Here is a 17,466-nt window from a genome sequence, read left to right as displayed (position 1 = left end):
CTAAAACTCCTTCATTTCGTGATGGACCACAGCCACTTGTCCCACATGACTTGCTGGCCGTTCTTGAGAATGGGTTCGCCGTCGTCGTTGCGGAAAGCCGGCACCTTGATCTTGCGAAGGCGCTTCACCGTGACGACGTCGGCGACGCGGCAACCACACTCGTTGATCGCTTCTTTCAGGCCTTCGCCCTGCAGCGTTCGCTCCCCGTCCCGCGTATCGAGACGAAGCGCGAAGGAACGGTAGGTGCGCGATTGTTTGCCGGGTCGACGATCGGGAAAGGTTTCCTCGCCCCAACCAGTGATCCGGCCTTCAACCACGGAGGAGCGCGACGACGCATCAGTGCCACCCCTCGGACTCGACACCCGACTGGATTGGCGGGTCGCCGACGCGCGGGTTTCATCGTCGTCGTGACCAGATACCGATCGCGGCTCATCCGCCGACTGCGCCGGGCGTTGCTTCGCGGCCGCAAAGGTCGGGGTCGTACCCAAGGCGGGCGACGCCGGCAGGCTTGCACGTCGGATCGCGGCTGCGATCGCGTCCTTTAGCGGAACCGGATGCTCGTGCACCATCGCCCAATGTGGCGCGAGCGCCGGCAGGATCTTCGTGCCGAACATCGTGTCGCCAGGTGCATCGTCGAAGGCGGGCACAAATTCGACCACGCAGTCGCCTTCGTCGACGAACAGATGGGCGACCCCGTCGATCGTCACGAACGTCTCGTTGGATGCGCCAGTGCCCACCGTGCGTTCAGCTTGTCGGGACGACGGCGGCGGCGGCGTTACCGTCGAGGCTCGGGGGCCGCCTGGAAACGCCTGCGCAAGCATGCGAGTGAAGAACATCGCTACGCCACCCATTGCGCCTCCAGGGACAGTTGACCGCTGCACCAACGGTTGAGTCGATTGAAGTCGTAGTTGAGCAGCGGAATGTCGCGGATCGCGTCCTGCATTGCACGCGGACGCACCCGGCCAAGCGCGCAGACAACCCGGTACGGAATTGCGCCCGTCCAAAGCTCCATGATCCAGCCCAGCGTCGCGTAATAGTCGACCTTGTCGACTGCGCGGTTACAGAGCCGGTGATGCAGCATTTCGGCGCAATCGATCAGCGCCTCGGGGACGTTGTCGCTATGCCTGCTGTCGAGGGCGAAGAAGACTACGGCCTCGGCCAGCTTCTCCCGTACGTGCGGTTCCCAGAGAGCGGGGTCCGGCAGCGGATCGGGTTTAGGGGGGGTGATGAGAATCGGCGATGCACTGCCGAACATGTCGAGCTGCCAACCAGCCACATGCGGTTCCATGAGCGTGCTCCGGATAACGACCGGGCACCTCATTCCCCTTGCCGGGAACGTGGTTCCCGGTGGGAGATGGAGGTGACCGTGCGAATTGCTTCGCACGGCCGGACTGGGGCGACTTACTTCGTGCCCGTCTTCAGTGAGTGGGCGCCGGTCGAGTTGGACCGAGCGTTCATGGGGATGACGACAGCCGACTTCGCATACTGACGTTGCGGGGTCGGGGCGACCTGCACGTCGGAACGTGCGGGTGCAGCTTGGCCGCGCTTCGCCTGTTGCGGAGCGGTGTCGACCTCGTGGCCATCGGTGCTGTCGCGCTCGGGCGACCGCGGCTCTTTCTTCGCGCTGCTCTTGAAGTGGCTAACTGCTGCGACCACCACGAATACCGCAACGACGATCGACTGCGTAGCGATATAGAGCGCCAAACACAGAGCGAGGAACTTCCCGGGCGATTTGAACGCGCCGATGAACATGGATTTCAACATGCTTCTCTCCAGAGAAAATTGACCAAGGGGATGTCCGGACAACGCCCGGTGGTTTCGATGCTCGGGACGAGCAAGGAAATCGGCGCGAAGCGCTTTCGTCCGCGACCACGTGGTCAGCGCACGAAATAGCTCAGGGCCGATTGCAAGGAAGGTGCGGGCGTGCCGCGAGATGGCAGAGCCAGCTGGCTCAGGAAGGTCGATGCGTCAAAAACGCGAGATAGAAGTAGGGTAAGCCGCGTCGATGCAGGGACAGCGCCGAATGCTCGCCAATCGCGTACAGCTTTGGACGCGCTGTCGCAACGCAACCGGTTGTGGGGCTAAACCGAGAATGCTCCAGAAAAACGTATAGCTTTCTCCGGAACTTGACTTCGAAAAATACGAGACAAACTGGACGCGTCACTTCAACAAACGAGGCGCATCCACATGCTCTGGACAATCATCCTTCTCTGCGGTGCGTGGGTACTTTACAAGCAATACGCGACATCCCACCCGTGTCACCCTTCTACCCCACCGTTGACGCGGAGCCAGGCGTCGGGCGACGCCGGTGAGGCACGCGTGTACGCCGAGCTGCGCCGCATCCTGGCTCAGCTATGCGGCAACGACTTTTACGTGCACCCGACCGCGCTGCTGTTGCTGCACGCACCGGGTACCGAGTTTCCCACTGCCGAGGTTGATCATCTCGTCGTCACGCCGTTCGGCATCTTCGTGATCGAGACGAAGAACTGGGCCGGCACGATCCTGCCCGGCCGGATCGCCGATCAGGTGGTTTGCCACCTCCCGGGCGGCAGGCTGGAGGAGCGCCGCTCGCCGATCAGCCAGAACCGGGCAAAGGTCGCCTTCCTGCGCGGCACGCTGCCGGCGACGTGGAACGTGCAGGGACTCGGTGTCTTTTCCCACGACGCCTGCACCTTATCCGCCGACCTGCCGCTTGCCTTGGTCACCCTGCGCGATCTTGGCTACTGGTTGCGGACCCAACGAGATCGCCACATGAAATCGGGGAATCCGAACATCAACGTCTCGGCTGCATGGGACGTCGTGCGGCGCCTGAGCGTCGAGGACCCGACCGGATCAGCGCTATTGGCCCACCGCCATAAAGTTGCCGGGAATTCATCCGTAAACATATGATCATCGGTTTACATTTTCTAACAATCTGTAACTTCTCGTTTCAGATTGCCGACGCGCGTCGTTTCCGCGAAAGACGCATTGTTTCGTGCAGCTTTCCGCCATTGACGCTGAAATGCGCCGCGTAAGCTGGTGCACACCCCAAGTCTCGCTTACGTCCGACAGGCATGCCCTGATCGGACCAGCAGCCCAACCCGTGCCAGGGAAGGCCACTTAAATTGGAGAGGATTTTGTCCAAGAAACCGAACAAGAAACCCGAAGACGATGAGAGCTTCAATCCGACTGTTCCCGACCATCCGACGTCGGAGGCCGACGAACTCGACCTGCCCGCCACCTTCGCGCACGTTCCCGACAAGCTCGAGCTGAGTACAACCGCACGTGAGATGTTCGGCGACCTGCCCGAGAACCTGATTCGGATCATCATCCACGAGACCGAAGAGGTCGCCCACTCCACCCGTAAGATTCTGCAGGAACATATGCGGATCGGCGGCAACTTCGCGCACATCCATGCGTCTGTAATCGGGCACTACGTCAGCACGCAGGGCGACACCCGGAAGGTCCGAAACATTGCCGCCGAACTCGTCTACTCGTTCCTCACGAAGCTGTTCCGAAAATCGAAGTCCTCGGTCAGCCTGTACATCCGGTGCTACAACAAATTCTCGAACAACATCGGCGCGGTCGAAATGCTGACGATCAGCGACATGTCGTTGCTGGTCCACAACAACATCAGCGACGAGATTGTTGAGAAGGTGATCGATGCGAAGCGTGAGGACCCCACCCTCACCAAGAGCGAAGTCACCGCACTTATCGCTTCCATGAAGGAGCAGATCGCCGGGAAGGACAACAGCATCGAAGAGGCGACCTCGCAGCTGACCGCAACGGTTGGGCGGCTGGACGACGCTCAACGGGAAATCGATCGTCTGTCGGCAGAACTGGCTAACGTCCGGCAAGAACAGGCACGCGAAAAGACCAAGGCGCAGGAGGCTCAGGTTTCGCTGGCCTCGACCGGCAAGCAGGTGAGCACACTGCAGCACACGATCGCGGGCAAGGAGCGTGAGGTTGAGCAGCTCACCGCAGAAATTGCCAAGCTCAAAGCGAACCCGCTCAAGGTAGACGTCGAGGTGCCGACCGTCCCGTCTTCCTACGCGACCCTCGAAGAAGCCGTAGCAGCAAAGCTCGCCGAGCACACGGCCATTAAGGACCAGCTCGCAGAAGCGCAGGCCCAGCTGTCGGAGCTCGAGGCACGCGTACAGACGCACCGTGCGGCGATCGAAGCGGGCGAGGTTCTCGAGAAGAAAATCCGCAGCCTGATCGACACTTTCAGCTCATTCGTTCACGAGTATCACAGCGCGCAGCTGCTCGCCACCGCGGACGGCAATCCCGGCCGCTTCAAACCGTTGTTTCAGGCATTCGGCGACCTGATCGGCAAGTTTCATGGCGAGGTGATGGCGGCCGCTCGTGCCTGATTCGGATGGGCCACGCAGTGTTGCTGTGTAGTTGAAGAGAGACAGAAAAATGGAAAAGAAAAACTCGCGAGAGACCTATCGGTCGATTGAACGACTGTACGTACCCAACTGGTTGGCCGATCGCATCCGCGAGACCAATTTCGACCTGGTCGACCAGATGAGATGGCTGTTGGAAATGGATGGCGCCTTCAACGAAATCTTGGCCGTCGAGCGCAAAGAGATCGAACACGTCAAACATAACGAGGCGTCGTTGCGGAACCTCCTTCGCGCGCCGTTCCTGATGGTCGCCCCGACACTTGAGTCCGTTGAGGACTGGCGCTGCTTCGTCGACGACACGCCGACGACCGTCGCTGTCGACCAGTTGATTCGCAAGCTGCCCCCGCTGGATGCGCTCGCGAAACTCTCTGTCGAGCACCACAACCGAGTTTTCCTCGACTTGGTCACGAGCGTCATTCACATCAGCGTGCTTGCGGCTCCGCTTCTCGGCATCACAACCGAGGTTGCCGCCTATCTCGTTTCGGTGCCCACCTACAAACTGAGAATCGCGCTCGGCAAGATGAACGGCTTGCCGCTCTTCCGTTGGCGCTTCAATTCGCCGACGTTCTGGTATCAGTTCACGGCCAGCAACCTGACCGACGAGATGGTGGCGCACCAGATCATGGCGACCTCCCCGATCCGGATGAACAACGCACCGGGCAAGGCCGGCTGGAGCGAGTTGCGCCTGCCCCGCGACAAGAACGAGACCTATGCGAGCGCGCTGATGGCATACGGCTGCCGCGCATCCACGGCAGCCAGCCTGTTCCGCTTGAATCAGAACGCGATGCGGCAGCGTTTTTTCGAGATGCACGGCACCAGCTCGCCGTGCGGAAACACGCCGAACTCGCTCTCCTGGTTCGTCGAGACGCCGACCAACCGTCTGCACGGCACGATCTTCACCTGGCTGTATCGCGCGGCGCTGGCGGCCGGCGCGAACGCACCACAAGCCCTGATCGCCACCAACGACGTCTATCAGCAGATCTTCGGTGGCCAGCACGCGATTTCGGTCGACCGTGGCTGCAACCTGACGCGGGCAATGGCCGCGGACAACCGACTTACGATCGCGCCGTGCCGGTCCTGCCGGTCGGAATACCTCGTGAGCAACAACGAGACGAAGATCGAGATGCACCATAGCTTCGACTGTCCGGCATGCACGGGGCAGCTTGGCATGAAGCGCCGTGGGAATAAATCGAGGGCACGCCATGACGCACAGTAACGATCGTTCGCGGGATGCCCTTCCCGACCTGCCTGCCAGCCTGATCGTGATCAACGCGGATCACCGCCCGCAGTTCGCGTGGTACGACATCGAGACCGAGCAGTACTACTCCGAAGCCGATGGTAAGGTCATCGTCGACGTCCGGGCGGCTATGCCGTGGGCCGCGCTCTACGTCCACTAGACCGGCCATGGACGATCTCGCCTACCTCGTTGACGAGAGCAACGCCGCTTGGCTTGACGGCCGCGGCGACGGCCGATTCGAGCGATACGAGCGGTTCTACCAATCCGAGCGTGAGAAGCTGGCCGAGACGTTCGAGCTCGAACAGGTCAACGAGGCATACCCGGAGTGGGTCGGGAGCCAACCGCCGCGGATGCTCGGAATGCTCGCCAGGCCCTGGTTCGGCAAGGTGTTGGCGGCGCTCACGTGCATGTACGTCGGTGCGCAGGTCGTTCCCGCTGTGTCTTCGGCAATGCCCTACAAATCGACGGTGCTGCTCGGCGCCGTTTTCGTGGGGTTGCGGGTCTTCCACCGGAAGCGCCGGAAATGATCGCCAAACCTTGATTCCCGCCCGATGGCGGGATTTTTTTGCCCGATCACCATTAAGTCTGACGAAATCTATCCGTAATCTAGAATTGGCGTTTTTTGGCTCGCCCAAGCCATTTCAAAAACTGGGCCGTCGGCCGCGCGAACTTGACTTCGCCGCCGCGTCGGTAGGATGGATTCAAGGGTTCGCAGGGTGCGGACCCAACAACAAGACGAGGACTCCAAATAATGACGAAGCTCAAGACAATCAGCCTGTCCGCCCTGTCGGTAGTGGCTGCGCTCGCCCTCGCTGCCTGCGGCGGTGGCGGCGATGGTGGTAGCACGAACACGGGGTCGAGCGGCAACAACCCGAATCCGTCGAACCCACCGTCGACCAGCGTTCCGGGCACTGTTGATACGCCGCAGTACGCGGCTGGCAGCGCGCAGCTCGCAGCGATGAACTTGCTGAACCAGTACCGCACCCAGTGTGGCTTCCCGGCGCTCAAGCAGAATACCGTGCTGGACCAAGCAGCGCAGAATCATGCGAAGTACATGGGTCTCAATGGCGCGGTAACGGACACCGAAAATGCGACGAATCAGGGATACACAGGCGCAAGCTACATCGATCGCGCAACGGCTGCAAAATTCCCGACCGGTGCGATTGGACTCGGAGTAAGTGTTGGCGTGGCCACTGGCTCGGGCACCTTCACTGACGCGCAGTACGGGCAACAAGCGGTCTACTCGCTTGTCGGCGGCGTCTATCACTCCGACGTGGCCACATTCCCGATCGAAACGGTCGGCATCGGCGAGTACCAGACACAAACCACCAGCGGCTCGTTCCAGTTCACCAACTCATGGATGTCCATGAGTCTCCTGAACACCACAAGCAAGAGCGTATCGAACGCGCCGGCCACCTTCCCGTGCGACGGCGTGACAGGTGTCCCCTACAAGGAGACGAGTGAGATCCCTATGCCGCCGAATGCGAGTAACGTCGGCTGGGGAACGCCGATTAGCGTTATGGGCAATCTCACTGATGTGATCGTCGTGCAATCCGCGTCGATCACTGGCCCTTCGGGCGCGGTCGCAGTTCAGGTTCTCAATTCCGACTCCGATCCGAACAAGCTGCTCGGTAAGTATCAGTCCGTTGCCTATCCGACTTCGCCCTTGCAACCGAACACGACCTATAGTGTGACGATCAATGGGACGGCGAACGGTACCGCATTCTCACGGAACTTCAGCTTTACGACCGGTAACGTCGTCGGCTGATTGTACAAGCCGACAGAGTAGAAAAGCGCCCGAGATGGGCGCTTTTTTTATCCGCCTTGATAGCCGGAAATCGGAGTTGCGTAGAATTGGTAGACGGCCCCATTGTCTATTCGAACGGCGCAAAAAAATTCGTAATCCGTCCCTTGGTAGTCGCCATTTACGTAGTATGGCCCACTGCCCCAGTTGCTGCCCACCATTGTCACCACGCCAGTCCCAAACTGGTACTGGTGGAAATCTCCCGCCTGAAACGTGACCTTGAACCTACCGCCCGAATAAGTCCTAACCGCATCGTTGCAAATCGTCGCCCAGTCTCGCGTAGAAGGATTCTGCGCCGGCGCCGTGCAAACTGGCGCGGTCCAATATGTACCGGTCCACATCGCAGGGCTCGCCGTTCCCCAGCCACTCGGACACCCTGGGGGAGCAGCGTAATTGCACTGTGGTTCCGACCATCGCGATCCTTGCCAAACCGAGGCCGCTACCGTCGTCCAGCCTGCGCCAGACTGGCACTGCGGCTGCGGTATTAACCCGTTCCGCAACGGTGCCGCGCACGTCGAATCCTGATAGCCCGGTGTGCACGGGATCGGCGCGCATGCCTGGCGCATCCCGATATACGCACCGGCCTTGTCGTAGAACGGATACGACCGAAGACTGAACCCTGGCTGGCACGAACCGTCTGCAAATGCGCTGCTCGCCCCAATCGACAGCAGCACGGCCAAGCACCACTTCTTCCAACTTTTCACTTGCCTCTCCCTCAGTACGAGCAATACGTTTCAACGACAGCCGTGCCGCCGATCCCGTTGCCGTTCCCGTCTGTAATAAACACTGTCCACGGGCCGCTGCCCGAGGCTGAGACATTCACGGTCGCCGTCGGATTCACGTAGAAGCTCACCGGGCTGAAGACGATTTGTGGTGTCCCTCCGGTTGCGCAATTCGGAGCCGGGACCCCCCAGCCGTTCTGCACCATGAAATACCCATGTCGAAGCGCGGGCCCTCCGACCGGCAACCATGCGTGGTCCTGACAGGACAACACCTGTCCCCGGCCATCGCTGTTTTGGGCCATCGCGCCGTTCTCTGGGCACCATGCACGCGGCGTTGCGATCGCGCCTGGCGTGATCGACTGCGTCACATGCAGTTGCCCGTTGACTGTGCCGTCCCCGGTCGATATCGGTGCCGGCGCCGTCCCCGCGGCGTTTTGCACGAGCAGCGTCCCGGGAGTCCGGACGGCGTTGCTGACCGCTGCGTTCGACGCGGCCAGCGTCGGCGCCGCGATCGTCCCCGTTGCGTCGATGTTGCGGACGTTGTGAAGATCAACGCCGTTGACATCCTGGCTCCCGGTCCACTTCAGAGCTCCGTCACGCCGGATGAACACCGCGTTTCCGTCCGACGACGGTCCATTCGTCGCCATCACGATGGCCGCAGGCGCGCCGGGTACCGGATTGTTGGCTGTCCACTTCCCGCCCAGGCCATGCACCACTGCGGAGTTTTGCGTCGTGGAGAATCCAAAGCCCGTGCCTGCCGCCTGTGCGACCGCTCCCGCGCCGGCAACATCGGGCTGACCGAGCCTGGTCACCGGCTGCGACGAGTAGAAGACGTAGCTCACCTGGCACGACGTCGATCCAGTCGAACAGCCATCCGGCCCGACGCTCATCTGAATCATGTAGCTGCCGCCCCAGAACGGGCCGGCTGCATAGTTCGCCTTCAGATACCCAGCGGCGCGCAGTTCCGCGAACGTTGGTGGCGTGACGGCCGTCGTCTTACCGCCGACCATCTGCCCTACCAGCGCGCCGTAGTTATCGGTTACCCACTTCGACAACGCAGCGTTGATGACCGCCTGGTTCTCCCCTTCGACGCTCAGCAAGTCGTGCCGGCGCTTCTCGACGTCGCGCTGGATGCCCTGCAACGTCATCAGCGCAGCGGCAACGAGCACGATCACGACTTCAATGATGCTGAGCATCGTCGGTCCTCAATTGTCTTTCGTCGCGTACATGACGATGCTCGCCGTGTCGCCAGAAGAGGCGCACGCCGTGGCAGCCGTGCTCGAATTGAACGTGGTGCCCGGCCCGGAAATCGTCGTGTTGTTCACCTTGACCTGCGTATACGCAGCCGCAACAGAATCGGCCGACAACGCACAGACGGATGCCGGAATCGGATAGGTCACGGCGATTGCGTCGTTCGTCGCCGTCACGGTCGCCGGCGCCGCGGTAACGGCACCGCCGAAGAGCCCGGTCAGCGCACCAGATACTCTGTTCAATCGACGGCCTGCCGTGTCGAAAGCCCGGTTCATCGCGAGCGACAGCATCGTGACACTCGAGAAGTCGATTTCTCCGGCCGTTGCCTCTTGAATCCCACTGCGGAAGTATTGCGCCTCACTCTTGAACTGATACGCATGAATCCGATCCATGATGTACCCGCGCCCCATGTAGATCCCCAATACGATCAGCGCCATGGCCGCCATCACGCCGGCCGCTTCAACCAGCGACAGCTCACCCTTCTGTTTGCGACGACTTTTGCCGATGTATGGACGCTTCACCACGAGAGGCTTGTCGGTCTTGTTCAATTGTTGGCTCCTAGAATTTTTGGTTAAGAGAGGTAGAGGCCCCGTCGAATCCGACGGCCGCCGTTGCGAAGTACGACCCCAGGCCGAATACAAGGAACGCCAGCACCGCTGCGGCGAGCAGCACGTAGTGCGTGACCTTCGCGTTGCGCCGAACCGCCTCGACAACACGATCCAGAGAGCCTTGCCCGAGACTCTTGACTGACTCGACGAACTGATCGCGACCTGCCGCGTCCGTCAAAATGTCGATCGTCATCTCCGAGAAAATGCCGGTATCCAACGCCTGCATCGGCTTATCAGGCGTGGCAGTCAGCCGCGAACTCATTTGCCGGATGTGCCAGCGCATCCACGGATCGGCGGATTTCACAAGCTTGTCCAACGCGGCACGCAGCGTTAGGCCCGAGTCGAATAGACCGGCGAGCGAGACGATCAACAACGCCGCGCGCAGATCGCGCCGATTGCGCCACATCAGTGGCAGCGCATCGACCTGGTTTCGGAGCTTCCCGGTCCAACGCTTCAGCGTTTGGAAGTAGCCAAGAACCAATCCCGCGACAACCGAACTCGTGAGCCACCAGTAGTCGGCACAGAACGTGTCGAACGCATAGACGAACTTGCCGAACGCCGACCATTTCTCAAGCGGCTTCACGTCCAGCATCGCCGGCAGGATCTCCGAGCCAAACAACACGCAGAACGCATACAGATAGACGATCAGGAAAGCCGGGTACGCGATCTGCATTGATGTCGTCATCGACAACACGCCCTTTGCGTGTGCTGCCATCTCGGCAAGCACGAGACCGCGGATTGCTGCATCGTCGCGAGGGGATTCGCTGGCGAGCTGAAGCAACACAAACTCATCGTTCGGGATGAAAGGCTTCACCGCGGTCGCGAAATCGTCACCCGCGCGCATGCGTTGGGCGATTTTCTGGAACGCCAACCACGACAGGTTCTTCCGCTTCCGATGACGTTCCGCCAGCGTGTCCAACCGCTCAAGCAACGTCTCGCTGTTACGCAGGCCCTTCTTCGCGATATCGAGGCGTGTTTCTCGATAGAACATCTCGCGCATCGCCCTGAACCGCCACGCTGAGACGCGCAGGCGCTCCTTCGGCGAAAGCATCCGGAAGAGCGCATAGACAAATGACTTGATCACGACGGGCTCCCCCCGTTCGCATCGGGAAACAGCCGGTACGTATCGAACGCGCACATCGATTCGTCGATGAACCGAGGATCGATCAAACCTTGCGATGCCTTGTACAGCGCGTGCTCGTAGACCGACTTACCCGTCATGTCTGCGTTCGCGAAATCCGTCTTTCGGCTCGTCCGCCAAACCTCTTCTGCGCCACTCCAGTCGCGGGTGGCGACGCGCGCGAGGAACTCCGGCGTCGGACGATACAGTTCCATCGCCAATGTCTGACCTTTGATGCCGGCGGCCACCTTGCCATCGCGGGTGAACAAGCCCGGGCGGCGGCAATGCTCGCAGCCCTCCTCGTCCCGGCACGCCATGGTCGAGGTGTCGAGCCCGAACTTCTGCTCGAGGTTCGCGATTTGCGCCGGCGAAAGCACGTCACGCGCAGGCCGCTTGCAGTGCGGGCAGAGCTTCGGAATCAGCTTTTGGTTGCCGATCGCGTTCAGGAAACTCCCCGATGCCACTTCGTCCATAGGCAACTTCAACCGACCGCCGACCAGACGCATCACCGCACCGAGAATGCTGTTGCCGTGCAACGTGGCGCGAACCGGATGCCCGGTTAGCGAGAGTTCAGCAACCAGGCCTGCCAGCACCGAGTCGCGCACTTCCCCGATCGTCAGATCGTCGGGGTCCATCCGCATCAGCGTGCGAATCACCTCGACGATCTTCCGGTTCGCGTCTTCGTCGGTTTCACCGGGACGCCGTTGGATCGAGATATCGGAGAGCCACGGCGCCGGCACTTCAGACGGTTCGTTTACCGCGAATTGTTTGATGCGATCGCGGTTGGGCACCATGTACGACATCGCGCGCAGCAGTGTGGTTTTCGCTGAACCCGTCTCGCCTGTCAGGAATGTCGCTCCGCCCGTTACCTTCCCGAGGCTGTCAAGGATCTCTAACTGGCTCGCCTCCAACCCCATCTCATGCGGCAGCAGCACCTTCACTTTCTTGAAGTTGCCGTCCAGCAGCCGGAGCGCGACATCGAATCCGCCAACGAGCGGCGTGCTCTGCCAACGGATATTGACGATATTGGTATTCACAACGAGCGGGATCATCGCCGACTGCGGTGCCGTCGGCTGGAACGTCTCGCCAGAGTTCGTGTTTCGCTGAACCAGATCCTGATAGGACGCCGACAGCGCTCGCCGTACCAGCGCCTTCGGCATCTTGCGGTACGAGTACAGCTCACCGTCGACGCGCAAGCGCAGCTCGACGTTCTCCGCGAAGTCGCGGTATTCCCAATGAATGTCGCCCGCTTCATAAGCCGTCGCAGCGTCGACCACGTCGCGGAACGCACCGATCGCACGCGAGGCCTCAGGCACGAAATTGGATGCGCGCTGCTTCTCCTTGCCGTAAAGCGCAGCGATCACGTTTTCGTCGCCGACCATTTCCTCATGGACGGAAATGTCCGCGCGTGCGAGGTCCTTCAGATAGGTCGCGTAGAGCTGGCTCTCGTGGAACCGCGGTGTGGCCACCACGATGGAGATACCGGCCTGCAGCTCGACCGCGATGAACTCCCGGCGTGCCAACTCCGTCACCGTGAGCGCCGCGTGCTCATCGCGCTGGCACAAGACGCGCTTGAAGCTGAGCGACTCGGCGTGGACGAGGCGCGGTCGGCCGCTCTCAATGGCGACCTCTGGCGTCTCAGCGACATCCGTCCCGATCCGTCTTACGGTCGGTGGAACGTCGTAGCCCGATGTCGACTGCGAAGCCCCATCGGCGTTCGGTTCGGCATTCGTTTGCGCAGGCTCGGTCGGCTCGGTTGTCCGTACACGCTCCCGGAGCGGCTCGGCCGGCTGATCGGCGCGCGTGATGATTTCGGGTGCCGGCTCGAGCGGGATATCCCCGCCTACGTCCGCCAGTGGACCCGCCGCGCCGAATTCGGGCACCCGCTCAGTGTCATTCCGTACTTGTTGCACAGGCGGAGCAACCACGTCTGCCTCTAGCTTCGCGGGCCATTCCCGATCGCTTCCCTCGCCGATGATCGCGACGTCCTCGGCTTCTTCCTGCGCGCGACGCAGCATCATGCCCATCGTCATCGGCTGACCCTGGCTCGCTTGCCGCGGATTCACCGGCTTGCTCACCGACTTGAAGCGCGGCTCGCGAACGCCATTCGGCTCGTCCGACACCGCGGCGTCCCCAACGTCGACCGGCTCACGCCCAACGATGGGCATCGACGACGGCGAGCTATCGGTAAAGCCCGCCTTGAACGCCTTTATCCGGCCGAGCAACCCGCGCTTCTCGGGTTCCTGCGGCTCCATTTCCGCGAAGAAGCTCATTGCGCACCTCCGAGCGGGATACCGGGCAGCGGCGCGCCAGCGGGCAATGGCGAGCCGAGATCCACGAGCGAGCGAATAGCCGTCGTCGCCGGCGACTGAATCGGCGCGGCGCCGCGAATCGGCTCCTTCCACGTGCGCTTTCCCTCTGCCACCGTTACTGCATATCCGTCGACGCTCTTGACGCTCCAACCGTTGAGCAGCGTAGCGCCGACGCGGGCCGGATAGATCGCGTCGCGATAGGAATACAGGACGTGCCCGCCGGCTTCATCGTTGAATGCTCCGAGGAAGGAAACCGGCTCCGCACGAGCGTGCGGCATACGAATCGGCTTCTCGACCGGCTTCGGCGGCGTCTCGGCCGCGACGCCGCTCGCTGCGATGCCCGGCTGCGGCTGCGACATCGCGCCGGGCGGCAACATACTGGACCCGCTCGCGCCCCCGCCTAGGCTACGAATCACGCTCGCGCGGGCCAGTTGATCGATATCGTCAATCGAGAGCTTGGTGCCAACTGGATCGGCGTGCGCGGACACGGCGATACCGACGCCCGCCGCGATGAGTGCGTGCTTAATCAAAAACATAGAATTTGCCCTTCGCGGTGAAGTGGATGCCGTACGGCGAGTCGCCCGTTTCCTTGTCGGCTGTTGGTGCTGCGGCTTCGTTGAGGCGCAGCTCGACCTTCAGGGATTCGAGCGCCATGTTGGGCGGCAGCTTGGCGAGCAGCGGCGACTGCCAGCGGAACCCTTCGATCGTCCAGTCGCCCTGCTTGAGCAGGTGCCCGACGTGCGCCCGCTCGCCTGCGCCCGGCGTGGCGATAAGGGGACGCGCCTCGCCAAGGCTGACCGTGTAGCCGTAGGCACGAAGCTCGAAGGGCTGGACCGACATGCGCTGTGGAGGCGTCTGCAGCAAGTCAATGAAGGTCTGTTCGGCGGGCCAGCTCTTCGATTCGCTCTCCATCAGAAAAGCAGCTTTCGGAACGGCGGGCCCGCGCGAGACCAACGTGCGGCCGTCACGTGCGAAACTCAGCGGGCGCATATCGGGTGTCGCGGCCTGATCAAACGCGGCGAAAGTGCCTCCGTTCCGGCGAAACGTCATCGTGCAGAATCCCGACGATAGACAATTCGCCTCCTGAAACAGCCACCCCTTTCTCACCGACTCCTTTCCACCGACGGCAGCAAGCAACGCCGGCGCGAGCTCAGACGCTCGCGGTTGCATACGTGCGAACACGTCGCGAACAGCAACGGCGTACTGTTCCGCGAAGGTCGGTGCCCGCGGAGGGGGCGGCGGCGGCGACAACATGTCCGCGATCTTGGGCACGCCGAAGAAGGCACCCACGACAATGGCGACCACCGGAATGGCGGTCGGCAACGAGATGGGCGGCCGGCGGAGGAAGCCGACCTTCCGGTTCCCGAGTAGCTCGCTCGCTTGAAACGGCTCGTCGACGTCACCGATGCGGTCGCCCGTACCAAGCGTCGCGAGCGCAAGATTGCTCTTCAGGCACTCCTGCTCGATCTCGAGACGACGCGACTGCGCTATCTCGGGCGTCAGCACCTCATCGCTACGGACCGCGCCGCGCACCACGAACACCATGTAGACGCGCAAACCGTCCTGCAAGAGCACAAGTGCGGCGACCCGACTCTTGATCCGTTCGTGCAACGCGACGCGCGCCGCACCCGAATACAGGCGCGCGCCTTTGAATTCCGACATGTCCGGCTCGGCGAACCCGCCGATCAGGTCGGTACCGACCTTGAACTCGACGAAATGGGTCGCATTGAACGCGTCGATATAGCGCCGACGCTCGGCACTTCCGCCCTTCGCCGGGTAGGCCCGCCAGTCGATGCCGAACACCAAGCGCGCGCGCTTGTCTGTCGGCAGAGGTTCCGTGATGTGCATCATGGCCATCACATCGACGGAACGACCGTCGCCTTCAGCATGATCACCTGGAACGTCTTCGCCTTGTTCCAGCTCCCGGTGAGGCCACCAATGCCGGTATTCGTCGTGCTGTCCGCCTGATCCGTGATCGCGCCGTACAACACGACTGTCTGGCCGTCCGACAGTGCGATCGTCTGGTCGTCCTTCGTGCCGACCGTATGCGCAAGCTGGATTTGTTGCTGCGTCTGACCCGAGCCAGCCCCTGCGCTCGTGAACGGACCGTTCAGCTTCGAGCTGTCCGCCCAGTATGCGAGCACGATCTGGTTATGATCGTTGACGGCCGGCAGCACGTTCACGAAGTCACCGGTCGTGATGGTGCCCGGCGTCAGCCCCGGCACACCGCCGGACGTGGCCGTCAGCGAGCCCGACGACGGTGTCGTCGATCGCAGGTAGTCATCGCTCTTGAACGACGCGATCGAGACCGGCAACCCGTTGAGGGTCATCTTGGTCATCGTGTTGTCCTGCACCGTCCGGCCGTACTGGTTCAGCGCGTTCACAACCGCGTTCGTGCCGGAGAACGGCGCGTCCGGGCGCAGCACCGACACGCCGACCGCGCCACCGCCCGTCGCGAGCGACGTCGGCGACGTGAAGCTGATCGCGTAACGCGCGAGGCCGGCATGCATCGCGTTGAACACGACGTCGGCATTCATGCCGGCCTGGCTGCCCTTGTTCAGTGCGATCTGGAGCGTGCGGACCGTAATCGCCACCTGGCGCGTCGAGATCGCGTTTTCGTGCTTGAGAAGCTTGCCGATGTTGTCCGCGGCTTCCTTGGTGTCGTACACCATCACCAGCCGGCTTTGCGGGTTCACGCTCACGCGACCCATCGGCGATTTCAGCTTGTCGATTTCCGCCGTGATTGCCGCAATTTGATCGAAATCCCCTTCGCGGCCGGTCGACGTCTGGGCGGAGAACGAACCGGTGTTGCCGCCCGACCTCCCACCACCGCCGCTGCCCGACTGATTGCCGGTCGACGTGTCCATCCCCTTGCTCATCGTCGACTTGATCGACACCTTGCCCGGGATCGCTGCGATCTGGTACATGCGGGTGACGAACCGGTTCACGTTGATCGAGCTGCCGTCAAACGACCAGTCGAGCCCAAGGTCGGTCGTCATGTTCCGCATGTACATGCCGGTCTTGCCGGAGAACGCCTGCCGGTAGACCGGCTCTTCGGTTCGCGCGGCGTTGTTCTGCCCCTTCGAATCCGTTTGGCCCGGCACCAGGGAATCGCGCGGCACGAACACGTCCGGGCTCAGGTGCACCGGATAGCCCGTCGCCGTCGAAATGAGTGTGGCGATCTGCCGAATGCCGAGGTTCGCGGGCAGCGTTACCGTCTTGTCGCGGAACACGGCGGGCAGCGTCGCCTCGTATGCGAGCGGCACCAGTCGATCGCCCAGGAACGCGGTAGGCACGTCCTCAACGAGTGCCATCGGCGTCGGCCCCTTGCCGAGCGCGTCGGAGATCGTGCGGTGCGCAGCATCGTAGCTGTCGTTGACGTCCTGCTGCGTCACGGCGCAGCCCGCGGCCATCAGCGCGGCCGCGATCGCGACGGCGGATTTCAAAAGGTGAACACGCATGGTTCTTAATCCTGGCAATTGCCCGCGCGTGCGATCACGCGGATGACGTTGTTTGTGTGGCGGCAGGCGCGTGTCGGCGTGCGCATGTGGTTCGTCGCCTTCATCACCTGCTGCAGCACGGACGTGAAATCGCCGGTGAAGGACGCGTTGAATTCCAGCGGGAGGTCGTCGTCAATCTTCCAGGCGAGCTGCCAGCCCTGCTGCTGCAGCCAGCGATCGAGCGCGTCGCGCAGATTCACGTCCGCCGGCGTCACCGAGAACGTCAGAGTGCCGCTCGCGGCCGGCGCACCCGCGCCCGGCAACACGACAGCAGCGACGTCGGTAGACGGGGCCGCTGCCATACTCGTCGGCGCGGACACCGGCGCCGGAAGCGGCTGCGACTGCTTCGGATTCTCCGCAGCGGCCGGCGGCGTCTTCGGCGCAGAGGCAAGCACCTGCCAGCCGTCCGCGTCGACGGATTTCGCAGCGGGATCGGTCGCAGCGTGTGCCGCGATATGCAACACGGCCAGCCCCGCCGCAACGAGCGCGCGCATCCGCGCCTGATTCGAATGTGTCTTCTGCAT

Annotated in this window: 17 protein-coding genes; 6 read left to right on the top strand and 11 right to left on the bottom strand. The window is 62.2% G+C overall.

All coding sequences use genetic code 11. The annotated features are described in order from the left end of the window. Positions 1-11: 11 nt before the first annotated feature. The 3 genes from SB786_RS31085 to SB786_RS31075 form a co-directional block, all read right to left on the bottom strand. Positions 12-851, bottom strand: a complete 840-nt coding sequence (locus SB786_RS31085) for a hypothetical protein (protein ID WP_410730803.1) — start codon at positions 849-851, stop codon at positions 12-14. Continuing rightward, positions 839-1,288: a hypothetical protein gene (locus tag SB786_RS31080; protein ID WP_194794388.1), complete on the bottom strand. Its 450-nt coding sequence runs from the start codon at positions 1,286-1,288 to the stop codon at positions 839-841. The genes SB786_RS31085 and SB786_RS31080 overlap by 13 nt, the downstream gene beginning before the upstream one ends. A 113-nt stretch (positions 1,289-1,401) precedes the next feature. Continuing rightward, positions 1,402-1,764 carry a hypothetical protein gene (locus SB786_RS31075; RefSeq protein WP_176091250.1) on the bottom strand — a complete coding sequence of 121 codons (363 nt, stop codon included), beginning with the start codon at positions 1,762-1,764 and terminating at the stop codon, positions 1,402-1,404. 423 nt (positions 1,765-2,187) lie between these two features. Here SB786_RS31075 and SB786_RS31070 point away from each other — a divergent pair, with 423 nt between their 5' ends. The 6 genes from SB786_RS31070 (at position 2,188) to SB786_RS31045 (ending at position 7,393) form a co-directional block, all read left to right on the top strand. After that, positions 2,188-2,889 carry a nuclease-related domain-containing protein gene (locus SB786_RS31070; RefSeq protein WP_410730802.1) on the top strand — a complete coding sequence of 234 codons (702 nt, stop codon included), beginning with the start codon at positions 2,188-2,190 and terminating at the stop codon, positions 2,887-2,889. A 227-nt stretch (positions 2,890-3,116) separates the two neighbouring features. Continuing rightward, positions 3,117-4,352 carry a hypothetical protein gene (locus tag SB786_RS31065; RefSeq protein ID WP_410730801.1) on the top strand — a complete coding sequence of 412 codons (1,236 nt, stop codon included), beginning with the start codon at positions 3,117-3,119 and terminating at the stop codon, positions 4,350-4,352. Positions 4,353-4,401: 49 nt separating this feature from the next. Then, on the top strand, positions 4,402-5,604 hold the full coding sequence (locus tag SB786_RS31060; protein WP_410730800.1) for a FlhC family transcriptional regulator: 1,203 nt from the start codon (positions 4,402-4,404) through the stop codon (positions 5,602-5,604). Next, positions 5,591-5,785, top strand: coding sequence for a hypothetical protein (locus tag SB786_RS31055; protein WP_410730799.1), 195 nt, complete (start codon positions 5,591-5,593; stop codon positions 5,783-5,785). The genes SB786_RS31060 and SB786_RS31055 overlap by 14 nt, the downstream gene beginning before the upstream one ends. Before the next feature lie 7 nt (positions 5,786-5,792). Next, positions 5,793-6,152: a hypothetical protein gene (locus SB786_RS31050; protein ID WP_410730798.1), complete on the top strand. Its 360-nt coding sequence runs from the start codon at positions 5,793-5,795 to the stop codon at positions 6,150-6,152. A gap of 224 nt (positions 6,153-6,376) precedes the next feature. Next, a complete protein-coding gene (locus SB786_RS31045; protein ID WP_410730797.1) occupies positions 6,377-7,393 on the top strand; it encodes a CAP domain-containing protein in 1,017 nt (338 codons plus the stop codon). 751 nt (positions 7,394-8,144) lie between these two features. On the opposite strand, the gene SB786_RS31040 is transcribed toward SB786_RS31045, so the two are convergent. From SB786_RS31040 to SB786_RS31005, 8 genes are read right to left on the bottom strand one after another with little or no spacing between them, the layout of a single operon-like run. Then, a complete protein-coding gene (locus SB786_RS31040; protein ID WP_410730796.1) occupies positions 8,145-9,347 on the bottom strand; it encodes a hypothetical protein in 1,203 nt (400 codons plus the stop codon). A 9-nt stretch (positions 9,348-9,356) separates the two neighbouring features. Further along, positions 9,357-9,950 (bottom strand): type 4 pilus major pilin, encoded by a 594-nt coding sequence (locus tag SB786_RS31035; RefSeq protein WP_212195972.1) that lies wholly within the window; start codon positions 9,948-9,950, stop codon positions 9,357-9,359. A 10-nt stretch (positions 9,951-9,960) separates the two neighbouring features. Then, complete coding sequence (locus tag SB786_RS31030) at positions 9,961-11,094, bottom strand: type II secretion system protein (protein WP_410730795.1); 1,134 nt, start codon at positions 11,092-11,094, stop codon at positions 9,961-9,963. After that, a complete protein-coding gene (locus tag SB786_RS31025) occupies positions 11,091-13,403 on the bottom strand; it encodes an ATPase, T2SS/T4P/T4SS family (RefSeq protein ID WP_410730794.1) in 2,313 nt (770 codons plus the stop codon). Before SB786_RS31025 ends, SB786_RS31030 begins: the two co-directional genes overlap by 4 nt. After that, positions 13,400-13,978, bottom strand: a complete 579-nt coding sequence (locus SB786_RS31020) for a hypothetical protein (protein ID WP_410730793.1) — start codon at positions 13,976-13,978, stop codon at positions 13,400-13,402. The genes SB786_RS31025 and SB786_RS31020 overlap by 4 nt, the downstream gene beginning before the upstream one ends. Continuing rightward, the gene (locus tag SB786_RS31015) at positions 13,965-15,293 is read right to left on the bottom strand and encodes a hypothetical protein (RefSeq protein ID WP_410730792.1); all 1,329 of its coding nucleotides are present in this window, start codon (positions 15,291-15,293) and stop codon (positions 13,965-13,967) included. Before SB786_RS31015 ends, SB786_RS31020 begins: the two co-directional genes overlap by 14 nt. Positions 15,294-15,298: 5 nt before the next feature. Further along, entirely contained in the window at positions 15,299-16,903 is a 1,605-nt protein-coding gene (locus SB786_RS31010) for a type II secretory pathway protein (protein ID WP_410730791.1), read from the bottom strand. Between the two features lie 5 nt (positions 16,904-16,908). Next, a complete protein-coding gene (locus tag SB786_RS31005) occupies positions 16,909-17,466 on the bottom strand; it encodes a TcpQ domain-containing protein (protein WP_410730790.1) in 558 nt (185 codons plus the stop codon).

It is taken from the genome of Burkholderia sp. SIMBA_062 (assembly GCF_046534765.1).
GTDB lineage: Bacteria > Pseudomonadota > Gammaproteobacteria > Burkholderiales > Burkholderiaceae > Burkholderia > Burkholderia ambifaria.
The sequence above is the reverse complement of the archived record's forward strand: the minus strand, read 5'-3'. Positions and strand labels throughout refer to the sequence as shown.

Excerpts from the sequence above, each read along its gene's own strand:
- SB786_RS31085 (WP_410730803.1), bottom strand. The coding sequence starts at position 851 with ATGGGTGGCGTAGCGATGTTCTTCACTCGCATGCTTGCGCAGGCGTTT.
- SB786_RS31080 (WP_194794388.1), bottom strand. The coding sequence starts at position 1,288 with ATGGAACCGCATGTGGCTGGTTGGCAGCTCGACATGTTCGGCAGTGCA.
- SB786_RS31075 (WP_176091250.1), bottom strand. The coding sequence starts at position 1,764 with ATGTTGAAATCCATGTTCATCGGCGCGTTCAAATCGCCCGGGAAGTTC.
- SB786_RS31070 (WP_410730802.1), top strand. The coding sequence starts at position 2,188 with ATGCTCTGGACAATCATCCTTCTCTGCGGTGCGTGGGTACTTTACAAG.
- SB786_RS31060 (WP_410730800.1), top strand. The coding sequence starts at position 4,402 with ATGGAAAAGAAAAACTCGCGAGAGACCTATCGGTCGATTGAACGACTG.
- SB786_RS31055 (WP_410730799.1), top strand. The coding sequence starts at position 5,591 with ATGACGCACAGTAACGATCGTTCGCGGGATGCCCTTCCCGACCTGCCT.
- SB786_RS31050 (WP_410730798.1), top strand. The coding sequence starts at position 5,793 with ATGGACGATCTCGCCTACCTCGTTGACGAGAGCAACGCCGCTTGGCTT.
- SB786_RS31045 (WP_410730797.1), top strand. The coding sequence starts at position 6,377 with ATGACGAAGCTCAAGACAATCAGCCTGTCCGCCCTGTCGGTAGTGGCT.
- SB786_RS31040 (WP_410730796.1), bottom strand. The coding sequence starts at position 9,347 with ATGCTCAGCATCATTGAAGTCGTGATCGTGCTCGTTGCCGCTGCGCTG.
- SB786_RS31025 (WP_410730794.1), bottom strand. The coding sequence starts at position 13,403 with ATGAGCTTCTTCGCGGAAATGGAGCCGCAGGAACCCGAGAAGCGCGGG.
- SB786_RS31020 (WP_410730793.1), bottom strand. The coding sequence starts at position 13,978 with ATGTTTTTGATTAAGCACGCACTCATCGCGGCGGGCGTCGGTATCGCC.
- SB786_RS31015 (WP_410730792.1), bottom strand. The coding sequence starts at position 15,293 with ATGATGCACATCACGGAACCTCTGCCGACAGACAAGCGCGCGCGCTTG.
- SB786_RS31010 (WP_410730791.1), bottom strand. The coding sequence starts at position 16,903 with ATGCGTGTTCACCTTTTGAAATCCGCCGTCGCGATCGCGGCCGCGCTG.
- SB786_RS31005 (WP_410730790.1), bottom strand. The coding sequence starts at position 17,466 with ATGCAGAAGACACATTCGAATCAGGCGCGGATGCGCGCGCTCGTTGCG.